15 protein-coding genes and 1 pseudogene are annotated in these 15624 nt (G+C 68.8%); 6 read left to right on the forward strand and 10 right to left on the reverse strand.

The genetic code is table 11. The annotated features are described in order from the left end of the window. The first annotated feature begins 188 nt into the window (after positions 1-188). Entirely contained in the window at positions 189-473 is a 285-nt protein-coding gene (locus ATK30_RS20040; protein WP_101436907.1) for a YciI family protein, read from the forward strand. On the opposite strand, the gene ATK30_RS20045 is transcribed toward ATK30_RS20040, so the two are convergent. The 4 genes from ATK30_RS20045 to ATK30_RS20060 form a co-directional block, all read right to left on the reverse strand. Beyond that, positions 470-1468, reverse strand: coding sequence for a PDR/VanB family oxidoreductase (locus ATK30_RS20045; RefSeq protein WP_101436908.1), 999 nt, complete (start codon positions 1466-1468; stop codon positions 470-472). The two genes, ATK30_RS20040 and ATK30_RS20045, sit on opposite strands and share 4 nt — an antisense overlap. Continuing rightward, positions 1465-2325, reverse strand: a complete 861-nt coding sequence (locus tag ATK30_RS20050) for a metal-dependent hydrolase (protein WP_101436909.1) — start codon at positions 2323-2325, stop codon at positions 1465-1467. The genes ATK30_RS20045 and ATK30_RS20050 overlap by 4 nt, the downstream gene beginning before the upstream one ends. Further along, on the reverse strand, positions 2322-3791 hold the full coding sequence (locus ATK30_RS20055) for a flavin-containing monooxygenase (protein WP_101436910.1): 1470 nt from the start codon (positions 3789-3791) through the stop codon (positions 2322-2324). The genes ATK30_RS20050 and ATK30_RS20055 overlap by 4 nt, the downstream gene beginning before the upstream one ends. A 75-nt stretch (positions 3792-3866) precedes the next feature. Continuing rightward, the gene (locus ATK30_RS20060; protein WP_101436911.1) at positions 3867-4634 is read right to left on the reverse strand and encodes a helix-turn-helix transcriptional regulator; all 768 of its coding nucleotides are present in this window, start codon (positions 4632-4634) and stop codon (positions 3867-3869) included. A 68-nt stretch (positions 4635-4702) separates the two neighbouring features. On the opposite strand from ATK30_RS20060, the gene ATK30_RS20065 reads away from it, so the two are divergent. Then, on the forward strand, positions 4703-5746 hold the full coding sequence (locus ATK30_RS20065; protein ID WP_101436912.1) for a zinc-binding dehydrogenase: 1044 nt from the start codon (positions 4703-4705) through the stop codon (positions 5744-5746). On the opposite strand, the gene ATK30_RS20070 is transcribed toward ATK30_RS20065, so the two are convergent. From ATK30_RS20070 to ATK30_RS20080, 3 genes and pseudogenes are all read right to left on the reverse strand, one after another. After that, positions 5743-6216, reverse strand: coding sequence for a pyridoxamine 5'-phosphate oxidase family protein (locus ATK30_RS20070; RefSeq protein WP_101436913.1), 474 nt, complete (start codon positions 6214-6216; stop codon positions 5743-5745). The two genes, ATK30_RS20065 and ATK30_RS20070, sit on opposite strands and share 4 nt — an antisense overlap. Before the next feature lie 8 nt (positions 6217-6224). After that, complete coding sequence (locus ATK30_RS20075) at positions 6225-7118, reverse strand: SDR family oxidoreductase (RefSeq protein ID WP_101436914.1); 894 nt, start codon at positions 7116-7118, stop codon at positions 6225-6227. Between the two features lie 82 nt (positions 7119-7200). Further along, positions 7201-8114 (reverse strand): annotated as a pseudogene (locus ATK30_RS20080) (aldo/keto reductase). A 62-nt stretch (positions 8115-8176) separates the two neighbouring features. Here ATK30_RS20080 and ATK30_RS20085 point away from each other — a divergent pair. Continuing rightward, on the forward strand, positions 8177-8998 hold the full coding sequence (locus ATK30_RS20085; RefSeq protein WP_101436915.1) for an LLM class F420-dependent oxidoreductase: 822 nt from the start codon (positions 8177-8179) through the stop codon (positions 8996-8998). A 104-nt stretch (positions 8999-9102) separates the two neighbouring features. After that, positions 9103-10134, forward strand: a complete 1032-nt coding sequence (gene fbaA / locus ATK30_RS20090; protein ID WP_101436916.1) for a class II fructose-bisphosphate aldolase — start codon at positions 9103-9105, stop codon at positions 10132-10134. A 167-nt stretch (positions 10135-10301) separates the two neighbouring features. On the opposite strand, the gene ATK30_RS20095 is transcribed toward fbaA, so the two are convergent. Both ATK30_RS20095 and ATK30_RS20100 read right to left on the reverse strand, forming a co-directional pair. Beyond that, on the reverse strand, positions 10302-12146 hold the full coding sequence (locus ATK30_RS20095) for a UvrD-helicase domain-containing protein (protein ID WP_244194667.1): 1845 nt from the start codon (positions 12144-12146) through the stop codon (positions 10302-10304). A gap of 178 nt (positions 12147-12324) precedes the next feature. After that, entirely contained in the window at positions 12325-13494 is a 1170-nt protein-coding gene (locus tag ATK30_RS20100) for a hypothetical protein (RefSeq protein ID WP_208637379.1), read from the reverse strand. 233 nt (positions 13495-13727) lie between these two features. Between ATK30_RS20100 and ATK30_RS20105 the strand changes: the two genes are divergently transcribed. Together ATK30_RS20105 and ATK30_RS20110 are read left to right on the forward strand one after the other, a co-directional pair. After that, positions 13728-14138 (forward strand): DUF3151 domain-containing protein, encoded by a 411-nt coding sequence (locus ATK30_RS20105; protein WP_101436918.1) that lies wholly within the window; start codon positions 13728-13730, stop codon positions 14136-14138. A gap of 108 nt (positions 14139-14246) precedes the next feature. After that, the gene (locus ATK30_RS20110) at positions 14247-15140 is read left to right on the forward strand and encodes a helix-turn-helix domain-containing protein (RefSeq protein WP_167441955.1); all 894 of its coding nucleotides are present in this window, start codon (positions 14247-14249) and stop codon (positions 15138-15140) included. Here the strand turns inward: ATK30_RS20110 and ATK30_RS20115 are convergent. Continuing rightward, positions 15121-15615, reverse strand: coding sequence for a GNAT family N-acetyltransferase (locus tag ATK30_RS20115; RefSeq protein WP_101436919.1), 495 nt, complete (start codon positions 15613-15615; stop codon positions 15121-15123). The genes ATK30_RS20110 and ATK30_RS20115 overlap by 20 nt on opposite strands. Positions 15616-15624: the final 9 nt, after the last annotated feature.

The following is a 15624-nucleotide window of genomic DNA, read 5'->3' on the forward strand; positions in this document are numbered from 1 at the left end:
GCCCGTCCTCGACGTGTCCGCTCCGCAGGCCCAACGCGTGCGCGATAGGCACAGCGTGCACACAGGTTCCGCCCGTACCTAGCCTATCGGGTTGGCCTCCCGCTGCCATCGCTCGCATGGTGCGTCCGCCCGGCCGTCACCGGTAGCGTCTGCGGCGTCACTGTCGTGCTCATCCCGGGAGTAATCGCATGGCCTGGTACCTCGTCGAAATCCGCTATGTCCAGGAGAAGCTGGCCGATGTCCGGCCTCGGCACCGCGACTACCTGAAAGAGCACGCCGCGGCGGGTCGCGTCGCGGTGGCGGGTCCGCTCGCCGACGACTCCGGCGGGGTGACGCTGTGGCAGGCCGAGGACGAGGCGGCGCTGGCCGAGCTGATCGACAACGACCCGTACGCGCTCGAAGGCGTCGTGGCGGAGCGGACGGTGCGCGAGTTCAAGCCGGTGCTCGGCGACTGGGTTCCGGCGCAGGGTTAAAGCTCCAGGACGGCGGGCCCGCGGTCGACGCAGATCCGTACGCGCCCGCCGTCTTCGGCCGCCACCTCGCAGGTGCCGCAGAAGCCCTGGCGACACGAGTACGGCACGTCGGGCAGCACCTCGCGCACCACGTCGAGCGTGGAGCGGTCGGCGGGCACGTCGAGGGTGAGCCCGCTGCGGCGCAGGACCACGCGGAATGGTTGGCCGTCCACGATCGGCGGCGGCGAGAACCGTTCGAAGTAGACCGCGGCGGCGCCCGTGCGGGCCAGGTCGACGCGGACGCCGGTGATCATCGGCATCGGGCCGCAGCAATACACCGATGCTCCGGTAGGCATCTCCTCCAGCAATTCCGCGCCGGACGCCGGAATGCCGAACTCCGTGTCCGGCCGGATCCGCACTCGCTCGGCCGGAAGTTCGTCGAGGAACGGCATCGACTCCCGGTCGCGGCCGGTGTAGACCAGCCGCCAATCCGCGCCGCTCGCTTCCGCGCGATGCACCATCGGCAGAATCGGCGTGATCCCGATTCCGCCCGCCACGAAGTGGTACGCGGGCGCGGCGACGAACGGGAAAGCGTTGCGCGGCCCGCGGACTGTGACGCGGGTTCCGGCGGTGAGCGCGTGCACCTCGGCGGACGCGGAACCGATGCGCCGCACGGCAATCCGGTAGTGCGACAGGTCGGAAGGCGAGCCGCACAGCGAGTACTGCCGCACCATTCCAGAAGGCAACAGCAAGTCGATGTGCGCGCCGGGACGCCAAGCGGGCAGCGGATTTCCGTCCGGACGCACGAGCCGAAGACTCACCACGCCGTCGGCCTCGGTGCGCACGGCCTCAACGACCAGCGGCAGCCGACGGTCGACCTCTCGCACCGGCGGACGGCGTCGCCCGGAAATTTCGGCCAGCCTTCGATAAGCCGCGCCGACCGCGACCAATGTGGACATTAATCGGTCGCGTCTGCCGCTGCCGTCGAGCCGGGGCGGGAACTGCGGTGCGGTCATCGCGGAGCGTCGGCGGCCTGGGCCGCGGGCGAACTCGCCAGGTACGCCACCGCCTGGTCGGTGTTGCCGGTTTCGGTCGGGTGATAGGACTTCCGGAAGTACGGCCGGATTTCGCGCAGCAGTTCGCGCGGTCCCGGCAGCAGTCCTTGGCGGGCGGCGCGCCGGTAAGCGCGCCAGCTGGTGCGGCCCGGGCGCGTCGGGTCGTTCTTCATCAGGAATCGGGTCCCGCGCACGAAAATCCACGCCAGCACCGGCGTCACCACGAGCATCGAACGCACTCGTCGGCCGTAACGGCCGTCGAGGTGGCAGAACAGGTCGTACGCCACCGAGCGGTGTTCGACTTCCTCCGCGCCGTGCCAGCGAAGGAGATCCAGCATCGTCTCATCGGCGCCGGCCGCGTCGAGTTCCTTCGCGTCGAGGATCCACTGGCCCAGAAACGCGGTGTAATGCTCGATCGCGGCGACCATCGCGAGCCGTTCGATCAGCCATTCCCGGCTCGATCCGGGCCGGTCGCCGAGCAGCCGCCGGAACATCCACTCCATCTGCGCGATGTACGGCCGCACCGCGACTCCGGCGGACTCCAGGTGCGCGGCCGCGCCGTCGTGTGCCTGCGCGTGCATCGCCTCCTGGCCGATGAACCCGAGCACGTCCTCCTTGAGCCGTTCGTCGCGGATCAGCGGGACGGCCTGCTTGAACACCTCGACGAACCAGCGTTCGCCCTCGGGCAGCGCCAGATGCAGCACGTTGATGCTGTGCGTGGCCTGCGGCTGCCCGGGAATCCAGTGCATCGGCAGCTTCGACCAGTCGAACTCCACGTCGCGCGCGTGGAGCACGATCTGCTCGTGCTCGGCACTCATGCCCGGCCGCTCAGCTCGTAATCGCTCGGCTCGACGCGCCGGGTCTCCAGCCAGTACCGCCACGTGAAGCCCGGCCAGATCGTCCGGTTGACGCCCTTCGAGTCGAGATACCAGCTCTTGCAGCCGCCCTGGGTCCACACGCCCTTGACGAGCTTTTCCTGGATCTGCTCCTGGAATTCGTCCTGCACCGACGGCCGCACGTCGAGCGCCGCCGCGCCGCGGGAGTCGGCCAGCCGGATCGCGTCGACCACGTAACGGGACTGCGATTCGATCATGAACACCACGGAGTTGTGGCCGAGCGCGGTGTTCGGGCCGAGCAGGAAGAACAGGTTGGGGAACCCGGACACGGTGATCCCCTTGTGCGTCTGGATCCCTTCGGTGGCCCAGGTTTTCGCGAGATCGCGGCCGCCGACGCCGGTGATGTCGAGGTACTCCAGCGCGTCGGTCACCTTGAAGCCGGTGCCGTAGATGATCGCGTCGACCTCGTGCTCGACTCCGGCGGTGTCGACGATGCTGTGCGCGCGGACCTCGGCGACGCCGTCAGTGACGACATCGACGTTCGGCCGGTCCAGGGCCGGGTAATAGTCATTCGACAGCAGGACGCGTTTGCAGCCCATCGTGTAGTCGGGCGTGACTTTCCGGCGCAGCGCGGGGTCTTTGATGCCCTTCGCGATGTGCCGGCGCGCGAGGATCTCGGCGGCCTGCATGAGTTTCGGGTGCCCGTTGAAGCCGATCGCGCGGGATTCGAGCATCCAGTACAGCGCGTTACGGTACAGCCGCTGCGTGCCGGGCACGCGCTTGAACAACTGCTTGGCCCAGCCCGGCATCGCGTGGTCCGGCTTCGGCATGATCCACGGCGGCGTGCGCTGGAACAGCGTCAATTCACCGACCTCGGGCGCGATCTTCGGCACGAACTGCACCGCGCTCGCGCCGGTGCCGATCACCGCGACCCGCTTGCCGGTCAGGTCGAATTCGTGGTTCCACTGCGCCGAATGCCAGGTCTGGCCCTTGAACTTGGAGATGCCGGGCAGTTTCGGGATCTGCGGAATATGCAGTCCGCCGACGCCGGCGACGACGAACTGCGCGGAAAACTCGGTGCCGCCCTTGGTTTCCACCGTCCAGCGGCGTTCGCCCTCGTCCCAGTGCGCGCCGGTGATCTCGGTGCCGAACCGGATCTTGTCGCGCAGCCGGTATTTGTCGGCGACGCCCTTGAGGTAGTCGAAGATCTCCGGCTGCGGCGAGAACGACCGGCTCCAGTCCGGGTTCTGCGCGTAGGAGAACGAGTACATGTGCGACTGGATGTCGCACGCGCAGCCTGGGTACGAGTTGTCCCGCCAGGTGCCGCCGACCTCGTCGGCCTTCTCCAGGATCACGTAGTCCCGGATGCCCGCTTTTTCGAGCTGGATCGCCTGGCCGAGCCCGGAAAACCCGGTGCCCACGATCACGACCTTGAACCGCTCGGTCATCTTGTCGGCCTCCGCTGCGCTGGGGGTCTGGCAGCGTTGATGTTACCTCAGGTAACAGTTACTCGAAAGTACTTCCTACTCGTCAGTACCACTCGGCAGGCGGTAGACCACCAGCGTCTGCTCCGGACGCTCGGCCACGTGGAACGCGGCGTGCGTCGCGGTGACCACGCCCAGCCGGGGATGCCGAAAGCGCTTGTGACCTGCGTGGCTGAACTGGATTTCGTAGTGCGGCCACCACTCGCGCACCTCGGGGCTCGCCTCGGTCAGCTCGGCCACCAGCCGGGTCACGCGCGGGTGGCCGGGATGCCGTCCGGCGATCGCCCGCAGCCGGGCCAGGATGTTGCGCGCCTCCTGTTCCCAGTCGACCAGGACCTCGCGGGCAGCGGGCTCGGTGAACATCCAGCGGACGACGTTCGCGCCCGGCTCGATGTTCCGGAACAGCTCCGCGGCGGCGTCGTTGCAGGCGAGCAGGTCGTAGCAGATGCCGGTGACGTACGCGGGGTTGTCGCCCAGCAATGCCGGGACGCCCGCGACCTCCGGCGCGGCCTCTTCGGCAGCGTCTTCAGGGGGTGCCCCGCCATTGGCGAGACGGCGCAGGTGTTCCTGCTCGGCGCTGGTCAGCCGCAGTGCCCGGGCCAGGGCGTCGAGCACCTGGTCGGACGGGCGGACGTCGCGGCCCTGCTCGAGATAGGTGAGCCAGGTGGCGCTGATCCCGGCCAGCAACGCCAGCTCCTCACGGCGCAACCCGGGCGTGCGGCGGCGTCCGGTGACCGGCAGGCCCGCGTCGGCCGGGGCGATCCGCTCACGGCGGCTGCGCAGGAACGTGCCCAGTTCGACGCTCACCCTAGAACCTCCAGTACCAGAATAACGCGATTCTGGATACCAGCTTAGCGGCGCGCGAGGCTGGATTCATGCGAGCTTGGACTGTTGACGCACAAGGCCTGCGCCTCTCCGAGGTGCCGGAACCCGCGCTGCGAGGCGGCGGAGTGGTCGTGGAGGTGCTTGCCGCGCACCTCCCGGCGTACACGAATGTGGTGGTGTCGGGAGGACGCGGCGACCTGCCGAAGCCGTTGATCCTCGGACCGTTGTGCATTGGCCGGGTAACCGCGGTCGCGCCGGACGTTTTCCATGTCGCGCCGGGTGATCTCGTGGTGGACACCGCGCTGCTCGATGCGGGCGACGGCGACGAGATCCTGGTCGGCTGGGTCGGCCTCGGCGCCTCTGGCGGCACCGCGCGCACGGACCGCATGCGCGAGGTGTGGCGCGACGGTGCCTTCGCGGAAAAAGCCTTGTGCGCCAAGGAAACGATAGTCAAGCTGCCCGGAGCCGAGAATTACCCGGACCCGGCGCGGCTGGCGTTTCTGCCGTGGCTCTGCGTGGCCGCCGCGGGCCTGCACACCGCTGGTCCGCTGGCCGGACGCGACGTCGCGGTGATCGGTGCGACCGGGCAGATGGGCGGTGCCGCGGTGCTGCTGGCGCTGGCCGAAGGCGCGGCAACGGTGACGGCGGTGGGCCGCAACAAGGTCGCGCTCGATCGGCTGGCCGAACTCGGTCCGCGCGTGCGTACTCACCAGCTGATCGGCGATCGCGCGACCGACGCGGCGGCAATCGGGCCGGTGGACGTGGCCCTCGACGCTCTCGGTGCCACGCCGACGGCGGACGCGACGATGGCCGCCTACGACAGCCTGCGGGTGCGCGGCACCCTGGTGCTCGTCGGCGGCGTACGCCAGGACTTGACCATTCCGTACGGCGAGTTCATGCACCGCAGGCTCACCCTGCGCGGCTCCTGGATGAGCGACGACGAAACGGTGCGGACGGTGTGGAACCTGATCCGCTCAGGCGCGCTGGACCTTTCCGCAGTCGAGCTGCTGAAGGTCGGCCTCGACGATCCGGAATCCGCTCTCGACCTGGCGGAACGCACGTCGGGCCTCAGCTTCGTCGCCCTCGTGCCCTAGTAGACGCCGCCGAGTTTCGAGTGGTCCCAGCTCGTGATCTTCGTCGGACGCAGGATCAGCCCGACCCGCTTCGGGGCCTGCCGTTCGACGAGGGTCCGCAGCTCGTCGGGCACCGGCGCGCCCGGCTCGACCCCGGAGTAGCGCATCATGAGCGCGGTCCCCATCGTCGTGACCTGGTCGGTGTCGTCGACCAACTCGACGTCCGCCTCGAAGGAAAGCCCGCGCAGCTGGTCGTACGAATCGCCGCTTTCGATCAGCACGGTCGCCTCGGGCAGCCGGCGCAGGTTCTTCGCTTTCTGCGAGGCGCCATAGGTCCACGTCGCGACCCCGCCCTCGTACGGGTAGTACCAGAGGGCGGTGAGGTGCGGCCTGCCGTTCGGGCCGATCGAGGCCACGTTGATGACCTTCTGCTCGGCCAGATAGGCCTGCACCTCGTCCGGCGTCATCCGGATCTGGTCGCGACGGGACATGGCTCTCCTCAGCTGCGCTTGGTGGCCGCGCGCCCGCCGTGGCCGTTGACCGACGACTCGAACGCGCCGCGTTCCTCGACGTCCTTCAGCGCGGCCCGGTCCGCCGCCGGCACCCGGGTCCGCGCGCCGAGTTCGACGATCGGCGGCAGGAACGAGCGCAGCAGCTTAAGGCCGCCGACCCAGCGTGGCACGTGGATCGTCCGGGCGCGGCGCAGAATCCCGGCCTCCAGGTCGTCGAGCGCGACGTCCAGCGGGTACGTCTTGCCGAGCAGGCCCGGCATCCCGGCCCGCAGCTTGCCGAACACCGGGTGCGCGTCGGCGCTTTCGACCAGGTCGGTGCGGATCCAGGTGGGGTGCGCGACCCCGACCTTCACGCCGAGGTGCGCGACCTCCGCGCGCAGGCTGTTGCAGAACGCCTCGACGCCAGCCTTCGCGGCGGCGTAGTTCGCCATGCCCGGCGCGTGCGTGATCGCGGCGAGCGAGGAGATGCCGAGCAGGTAGCCGCGGCGTTCGATGACGTGCGGAAGCGTGACGCGGAACGTGCGCCACACGCCGAGCAGATCGACCTCGATCACCCGCTCGAACGCGGCGCGGTCCACCGAGCGCACGAACCCGGCGGTCGCGATGCCCGCGTTGGCGATGACGATGTCGATGCCGCCGAAGTGCTCGACCACGCCCGCGGTGACGCGCTCGAGGTCGTCCCAGCTGGTCACGTCGGCTTCCCAGGACTTCGCGTTCGGCCCGATCCGCTTGGCGACCGCTTCCTGTTCGCCGGCTTCGAGCCCGACGAGCGCGACCTTGGCTCCGCGCGCGGCGAGCCGCTCGGCCAGGCCGGCTCCGATCCCGCGAGCGGCTCCGGTGATGAGCACGACCTTGCCGTCGACCTGCTTCTGCTGAGCCACGGTGCCCTCCTGAGCCGGTTTTTGCCTGTTCGGAGGGCACCGTACAACAACCTACCGGCAGTAAGCTACTACTCGGTAAGTATCAGCTCGACGCATCGCCCAAAGCGGTGAGTTCGGCGTCGGTCAGCGTCAGCTCGACCGAGGCGAGCAGATCGACGAGCTGCTCGGGGTGCGCGCGCTGGCGATCGGCGCGGCGACGGTCGGCTGCTGACGGAGCCATGCGAGCGCGACACTGGCGACCGAAGCCTGGTGCGCGGCAGCCACTTCGTCCAGTGCGGCAAGCACTCGTTCGCCCCGGGCGTCGAGGTATTCCAGCGCCCGTGGGGCGCGCGGCGAGTCGCCCGGCTCGTCCTTCGAACGGTACTTGCCGGTGAGGAATCCCTTGGCCAGCCCGAAATACGGCAGCGTCACCAGGTTCTCGCGGGCGACGAGCGGGGCCAGCTCGCGCTCGTAATCGCGCTCGACCAGGTTGTAATGCGGTTGCAGGGCAACGTATCGGGCGAGGCCGTTCTGGTCCGAAATGGACAGTGCGGAGGCGAGCCGGTCCGGTTCGTAGTTGGACGCCGCGATGTAGCGGACCTTGCCGGCGCGGACCAGCTGGTCGAACGCGGCGAGGGTTTCTTCCTGCGGGGTGTCGAGATCGTCGACGTGTGCGTAGTACAGGTCGATGTGGTCGGTTCGCAGGCGGCGCAAAGATTCCTCGACCGCTTCGGCGATGTTCTTCGCGCCGAGACCGGGTCGCTGGTCTCCCCCGCCTACCTTGGTGGCGATGACGATGTCGTCGCGGCGGCCGCGTTTGGCGAGCCAGGTGCCGATGATCGTTTCGGAACCGCCTCCGCCGCCGTAGACGTTGGCGGTGTCGAGGAAGTTGCCTCCGGCCGCGGTGTACGCGTCGAGAACACTGAATGACGTGGATTCGTCCGCGGTGTGGCCGAAGACGTTGCAGCCGAGGTTGAGGCCGTGGATATCCAGTTCCGTGGAGCCGAGCTTGGTCATGCTTTCGAACCTAATCCGGCCGGGGCGGGAGGAAAACCGGGTTCTCGTGCGTTGGGCGGGACATGGCTATCGAATTGGGCAAGCTAGGCGTGTGGCGGATGTCGGCCCAGGTGGACAGCGCGTTCGCCGCCGAGGTGGAGAAACTGGGCTACGGCACGATCTGGCTCGGCGGTTCGCCCGGCGGCGACCTGGCGATCGTCGACGAACTGCTGGCCGCGACCGACCGGATCAAGGTCGCCACCGGGATCGTCAACATCTGGGCCGACGCGCCCGAGGGCATCGCACAGGCGTTTCACCGCATCGAGGGCAAGCACCCGGGCCGGTTCCTGCTCGGCGTCGGCGCGGGACACCGCGAGCACACGCAGGAGTACAAGAAGCCGTACGCGGCGCTGGTCGAGTACCTGGACGCGCTCGACGCGGCCGGGGTGCCCAAGGAGTCGCGCGCCCTGGCCGCGCTCGGCCCGAAGGTGCTCGAACTCGCTCGCGACCGCACCGCGGTCGCGCACCCGTACCTGACCACGCCGGAACACACCCGGGCCGCGCGGGAGATCGTCGGCTCTTCCGCGGTGCTCGCGCCGGAGCAGAAGGTCGTCTTCGACACCGACCCGGAGCGGGCGCGCGCCACCGGCCGCAAGACCGTCCAGTTCTATCTCGGCCTGTCCAACTACACCTCGAACCTGCGCAAGCACGGTCTCTCCGAGGAGGACTTGGCCGACAGCGGCAGCGACCGGTTGATCGACGCGCTCGCCGTCCACGGCGACGGAAAAGCGCTGGCCAAGGGCGTGCAAGCGCACCTCGACGCGGGCGCTCAGCACGTCAGCGTGCAGTCGCTGGACGAGGATCCGTTCCCTGCCTACCGGGCAATCGCGGCCGAGCTGCTCTGAATCGCTCCAGTCGGTTTCGTCTCGTGTGAGGTAGGACCGGTCGGCTCGGCCGGTCCACCTCGTACGATGCCGCTGTAGAAGCCAGTCGTCTCGAGGAGGAACCGATGCCCATCGCCACCCCCGAGGTGTACGCGGAGATGCTCGACCGGGCGAAGAACGACGAATTCGCCTATCCGGCCATCAACGTGACCTCGTCGGAAACCGTGAACGCCGCGATCCGCGGGTTCGCCGAGGCGGAAAGCGACGGGATCATCCAGTTCTCCACCGGCGGCGCGGAGTTCGCGTCCGGGCAGAAGGTGAAGGACATGGTCACCGGCGCGACCGCGCTGGCCGAGTTCGCGCAGGTGGTGGCGGCGAAGTACGACGTCAACGTCGCGCTGCACACCGACCACTGCCCGAAGGACAAGCTGGACGGCTTCGTCCGCCCGCTGATCGAGATCTCCGCCGAACGCGTCCGCGGCGGCGGCCTGCCGCTGTTCCAGTCCCACATGTGGGACGGTTCGGCCATCGACCTGGACGAGAACCTGCAGATCGCGCAGGAGCTGCTCGCCAAGGCCGCGGCGGCGAAGATCATCCTCGAGGTCGAAATCGGCGTTGTCGGCGGCGAGGAAGACGGCGTCGCCCACGACATCAACGAGAAGCTGTACACCGCCGAAGGCGACTTCGTGAAGACGGTCGACGCGCTCGGCGCTGGCGAGAAGGGCCGCTACCTGCTGGCCGCGACGTTCGGCAACGTGCACGGCGTGTACAAGCCGGGCAACGTGAAGCTGCGCCCGGACGTGCTCAAGCGCGGCCAGGAAGTGGTCTCCGAGAAGCTCGGTCTCGCGCCCGGCTCGAAGCCCTTCGAACTGGTCTTCCACGGCGGCTCGGGCTCCCTCCCGGAGGAAATCCGCGAGGCGGTGTCCTACGGCGTGGTGAAGATGAACGTCGACACCGACACGCAGTACGCGTTCACCCGCCCGATCGCGGACCACTTCTTCAAGAACTACGACGGCGTCCTGAAGATCGACGGCGAGGTCGGCAACAAGAAGGTCTACGACCCGCGCAGCTACCTGAAGGCCGCGGAAGCCGGCATGGCGGCTCGCGTTGTCGAGGCCTCGCAGGCCCTGGGTTCGGCGGGCAAGAAGCTCGGCTGACGGAGTTTTCTGTCGAGGGAGGCCGCCTCGATCCTTTGGGTCGGGGCGGCCTTTCCGTTGTGAAGTCTCTCAAGCTTCGGCCCGAAAGGCCCCGACGGTCTGTACAACGCCGACCCGGACCACGGCATGAAACCGGCCATCGACTACTACCGCCGTCTTCTGTCCAGTCAGGACCGAACGACTCCCCACCACAGAAAATCCCGCGCCCGCGTAGCCGCGACGAGCCGTTGCCGGTTCCGCAGCTCGCGGTTTTCCTGCTCGGTGCCGGCTTCCTCCGGCTCCGGCCGCACGAAGTCCACGACCAGCACCGCCCGAAAGTCCAAGCCTTTCGCCTTGTGCACGGTCCCCGCGTACAGCCGGTCACCTGTTTCGCCGGTGTGCTGTTCGATCGGCCGGGTGGCGATACCGGCCGAGTCCAACAGCTTCCGGCACGTAAGCGCATCCTTGTTGCTGAACGTGATCAGCGCGGTCTCGCCGTGCGGAATGTCGAGGTCCCGCACCGCGGCGGCTAATGCGTCCGGAAGTTCGGATTCGGTGCCCTCCCATGACTTCGCGATTCCGCCGTCGTTGACCGCGGCCGCGTCGCGCAGCGCCACCCCAGCCGCGCCGTCGAGGTCGTCGACCTCGTTGAGCGCGGTGATCCGCCGGGCGAAATCCAGGATGCCGGTGCGGTTGCGGTAGTTGACCTTGAGCACCTCGCCGCGACCCTGAATGGGGATTCCGGCGTCGGAAAGCCGCCAGCCGCCCGGGTAGACCTGTTGCTGGCCGTCCCCGACGAGCAGCAGCTGATTCGGTCCGTCACCGGCGATCTTGCGAAGCAGGCGCAGACCGTTCAGGGTCATGTCTTGCACTTCGTCGACGACCACGGCGGCGTACGGCTCTTCGAGCGGTTGCCGTTCTAGCTCTTCCAGCGCCCGGGTCAGCAGATCGTCGAAGTCGTGGGCGTCTCGCTCCGCGAGATTCTTCTGGTAGTCCTGATACACCTGCCAGACCGTCGCGCGCTGACGGTTGTCGAGACGGCGTCGCCGTCCCCGCCGGATGACCCGCTGATACTCGGCGAGGGTTTTGATGCCCCGGCCTTTGATCACCCGGTGCACCTCGTCCGCCCAATAGCGCGGCACGTTGTCCGGCAGCTCGCTGCTGTGCGCTTTCCAAGCAAGGTTGAACGAGGTTTCGAACGAGATGTTCAGGCGGATTCCCCGGCTCGCCAGGAACGCGCTCGCCCATGAGTGCAGGCTGATGAACTCCGCTCGATCCGCCATCTCCGGGGCCAGCCGTCGAAACGCGGTCTCGTTCACCGGCGGCAAATTCCGCACGAAGGTCGTGAACAGCAGCGGGCCGGTGCTCCGCCGTCCCGCGTGCCGAAGCCGATGCAGCGCCACGACGGTCTTGCCCGTCCCGGCCGGTCCGCTGATCCGGGCAGGACCGCCGTAGTTCCGTGTCGCCAACGCCGCCTGGTCCGGGTGCAGGAACGTCATCCAGGTGTCGAACGGCCGCTCCACCGCTGCCGCCAGCTGATTCTCGGCGACGCTCTCCGCGGAGAGCAGCTCGAAGGGCTCCTCGTCCGCAGCCGGTATTTCGATTCGCGGCCAGTCGTACTCGTCCAGCAGCGGTCGCAACTCCTCGGCGATCTGGGTGACTTGTTTCGTGGTCAGATGCACGGCGTCGCGCCGGAAAAGCTGATCCAGCCGGGACGCGGGAAGCGACCAGAACGGTCCGGAATTGCGCGGTCCGGCCGCGGAGTTCGGGGCACCGATCACGACCGGGGTGACCGCGCTCGCGGCGACGCGCCGTCCGCCGGGAAGCGACAACGCGGCGAACCGTTCGTCGACCTGGCGCAGCACCGCCTGCATCATCTCGGCATCCGGTGCTGGATCAGCGACAACAATGGCGAACACACCGACCCGGCCGATCAGGTAAGCGTCCGCGGCCGAGGCTGGTCCGGTGTGCACCGCGAGCCGCCAGCCTTCGGCGGTGCGCGCGACCAGCTCGGTGAAGACATTGCGCTGCAAGGAAGTCAGCCTGGGATACCGCTCCGACACCAGGTTTGCGGCGAGCTGTCGCTTTCGGGCGTGCGAACTGAGCGCCACGGAACCCCCTCCCCGAGGTTACTGCTGGTATCCGCAGTATTCCGGAAAGGAATCAAACCCGGGGCGATCGTGATCGCGAATCACTCGAATGGCAGGCGTCCTATTCCGCGACTGCACGCCGCGAAGCCCACCATTCCTTTGCCGGACCAGCCCCAGCCCACAACGCGAACACCGCCGCCACAGCGACCAAAGCCGTCCAGTACGCGATCGGCGGCGCCGACTCCGTCTGCTGTTCCCCGAGCAGCCAAGGCCGCATTTGAGACTGCACCCAGAACGCGCCATACCCGAGCACGGTCACCAAAACCGATCCCGCCAGCGCAGGTCGCGGCAGCAGGAACGCCACATCGACCGCGAGCCCGACGGCCAGCAGGTAGAACGGCACCGTCGACACCGGGAAGCCCAGCGCCAGCAGCAGCGGCCACATCACGCACCGGTACGCGACATACGCGCCGGCCACGGTCAACCCGGCCCAGCGCCGTCCGACGGTCTTGTGCGCCACGACCAGGATCAGTGCCGAAACACCGATGCCCCACAGCGGGTACACCCACTCCGGGATCGGCATCGTGAAGTGCACCACCGCGGCCCGGTCGACCGGGTGGCCGATCTGGTTGGCCGCGAAGGAAAGCAGCGACGGCTCCGCCTCGGGCGTGCCGCGTTCCCAGGCACGCAGGCCGAGGATGCCGTACTCCTGCTGGCCGTTCGGGAAGAAGGTGTTCTCCAGGAAGAACGCCCACAGCGCGAGCAGCACTCCGGTGCGGAAGCGGCCCGGCGGCGCCAGCCGCAGCCAGCCGAGCAGGACGCCTGCCTGCATGATGCCCGTGCCGAGGTACAGCATCATGTGCGACGGGCTCCACGCGGTCAGGTCGAGGCCGTTCACCCGGTGGTTGATCACGTCGAGCGGCGCGGCGACCAGGAACACGATCAGCCCGGTCTGCATGAGCCGCAGCGAGCGCCGGTCGCAGCCGAGGCCGGTGTAGCTGTGGATGGCCACCAGCACGATGATGATCACCGTGCCGACGGTGTTGATCAGGTGCGGCGGGGCGAGGTCGTCGCGCAGCCACTTGAAGTGCCACGACATGTCCCACGACGACCCGACGAGCTTGAACGCGAACGCGGTCAGCCACGTGCCGTAGCAGAAGCGCAGCACCCACGCCGGGGTCGGCTGTCCCGGGGCGCCGCGGTGCCAGTGCGTCGCAAAGAAAAGCCTGGTCTTGCCCACCGGTCCGCGCGGGACCGCGGGGCTGGCGACGCCTTCAACCGCCTTCGTCATAGGCGCCATCATTCCCTGCCGCAAGAGCACGCGGCGGGAGAAGGGGCAAAAACCGGGGTTCACCCCTACGGGTGGCGGACTTGCCTTCGCGCCGCACGGCACGGCAAGGTGTCGGCCCATGATGCCGAAACGAGCCGTCGCCGCCGTGCTGATCGCCGCACTCGTGCTGGCCGGCGGAGGCGTGCTGACCAGCCTGTTCCTCTGACCGAGGGCACCGTGGGCACAATGGCGGCATGACGCACAACCTGCTGGGCCCCGAGCCCACGCTGCTGCCCGAGCACACCGACGCGCAGGCCGCGCTCGACTCCGGGACGGACCCGTCCGCCGTGGCCGCCGAACACCCCGACTACAGCGAAGCCTGGGCCGCGCTCGCCGAACGCGCGCTCGCCGACGGCGAGATCGTCGCCGCGTACGCCTACGCCCGCACCGGTTACCACCGCGGTCTCGACCAGCTCCGCCGCGCCGGCTGGAAGGGCTTCGGCCCGGTGCCGTGGGCGCACCGGCCGAACCAGGGTTTCCTGCGCGCGCTCGCCGCGCTCGGCATCGCCGCGGGCCGCATCGGCGAGTCCGAGGAGCACGAGCGCTGCAAGACGTTCCTCGCCGAGTCCGACCCGGCGGCTGCCGAGGCGACCGGCCTGAAGTGACGCGGGCCGCCCGGCGCGCCCCGGAAAACCGGGCGCGACCGGGCCGTCTGCCCACCTTCGGGTGACAGCTTGAGGTGTTCGCATTTGGTGACACCTACAAAGGCGGCCATGCGAGGCACGGCCATGCTCACCCCCCGGATCCGCACCCTCGGCACCGCGCTGCGCGAGGCCCGGATCGACGCCCGTTTCGGACTGCGCGAACTCGCCCGGCGAGTCGGCACCAACCCCGCTCTGGTGTCGAACTGGGAGCTGGGACAACGGGTTCCGGCGCTGGAGGACGTCGCGGGCATCCTCGGCGCGCTCGGTGTCGTGGGTGCGGAGAAACAACGGATCCTGCAACTGGCGCGCGGCACCGCCGAACCGGGCTGGGTCGCCCGCGGCAAGCAGTCCGACCCGGACCACCTCGGCGGGCTGCTCGCCTGCGAACGCGCCGCGACGTCGGTCGTCGAATGGCAGCCGCTCCTCGTGCCGGGGCTGCTGCAGATCCCGGATTACGCGCGAGCGCTGTTCCTCGCCGACGGTTTGCCGGTGAAGGACGCGGAACGCCAGGCGGAGATCCGGATGATGCGCCGGCCGCTGGTGGTCGGTCCCGGGGCGATTCCGTGCGAGGTGCTGCTGGGTGAGGCGGCGTTGCGCAATCCGATCGGCGGGCCCGCGACGATGGCCCGGCAGTTGCGGTTCCTCGCCGATCTGATGGCGACGTCGGCGAAGCTGTCGGTCCGCGTCGTGCCCGCGAGCAACGGCGGTCATCCGGGACTGGCCGGTCGGTTCTGCGTGTACCACGTGGAGGTCGGCGACCCGATCGTCTACTTCGAGCACCAGCACTCGGGGGCCTTCCTCCTCGACGAGGGGAACGACACCTACTGCGAGGTCGCGGACCGGATCCGCGAGGTCTCCCTGGACTCCCGCCGGTCGGCGGCGTTCGTGCAGCAGGTCGCGCAGGAGTTCCGGGAGATCGCGCAGGGGAACAAGCCGGAGGGGCCTAGGAATTCGTTCGGCTAGCCGGTCCGTCGATCACGCTCTGCAGCAGGTTCTTCGACACCGAGAAGCCGTGCCGCAGGTAGGCGGGAATCGCGCGATCCGAGGAATGCACGGTCACCCGCTCCAGCCCGAATTCCGAGGCCAGCCGCAAGATCGCCTCGATCAAGAGCCCGCCGACGCCGCTGTCGCGTGCTTCCGGCACCACGTACACGCATTGCACGTCGCCGCAGATCCGCGAAAAGTCGTGCGGCGTAGGCACTCTGGGAGTGAGCGCGAGGAACGCCATCCCGAGCACCTGCTCGTCCCGCACCGCCACGAGACAACGGTGCGTTTCGGCGTGCGCCCGAGCCCAGGCGGCGAACTCGCGCACAAACTCGGCCCGATCACCTTGCGGCGGCCCGTCGTTGTCCTCGACCCACCGCCACCGCAACGCGGCGACGGCGGCAAGTTCGTCGTCGCGGGCTGGGCGGATCCCGGTGACCGGCACAGGTTTCACTCCCGATTT

It is taken from the genome of Amycolatopsis echigonensis, from assembly GCF_002846615.1.
GTDB lineage: Bacteria > Actinomycetota > Actinomycetes > Mycobacteriales > Pseudonocardiaceae > Amycolatopsis > Amycolatopsis echigonensis.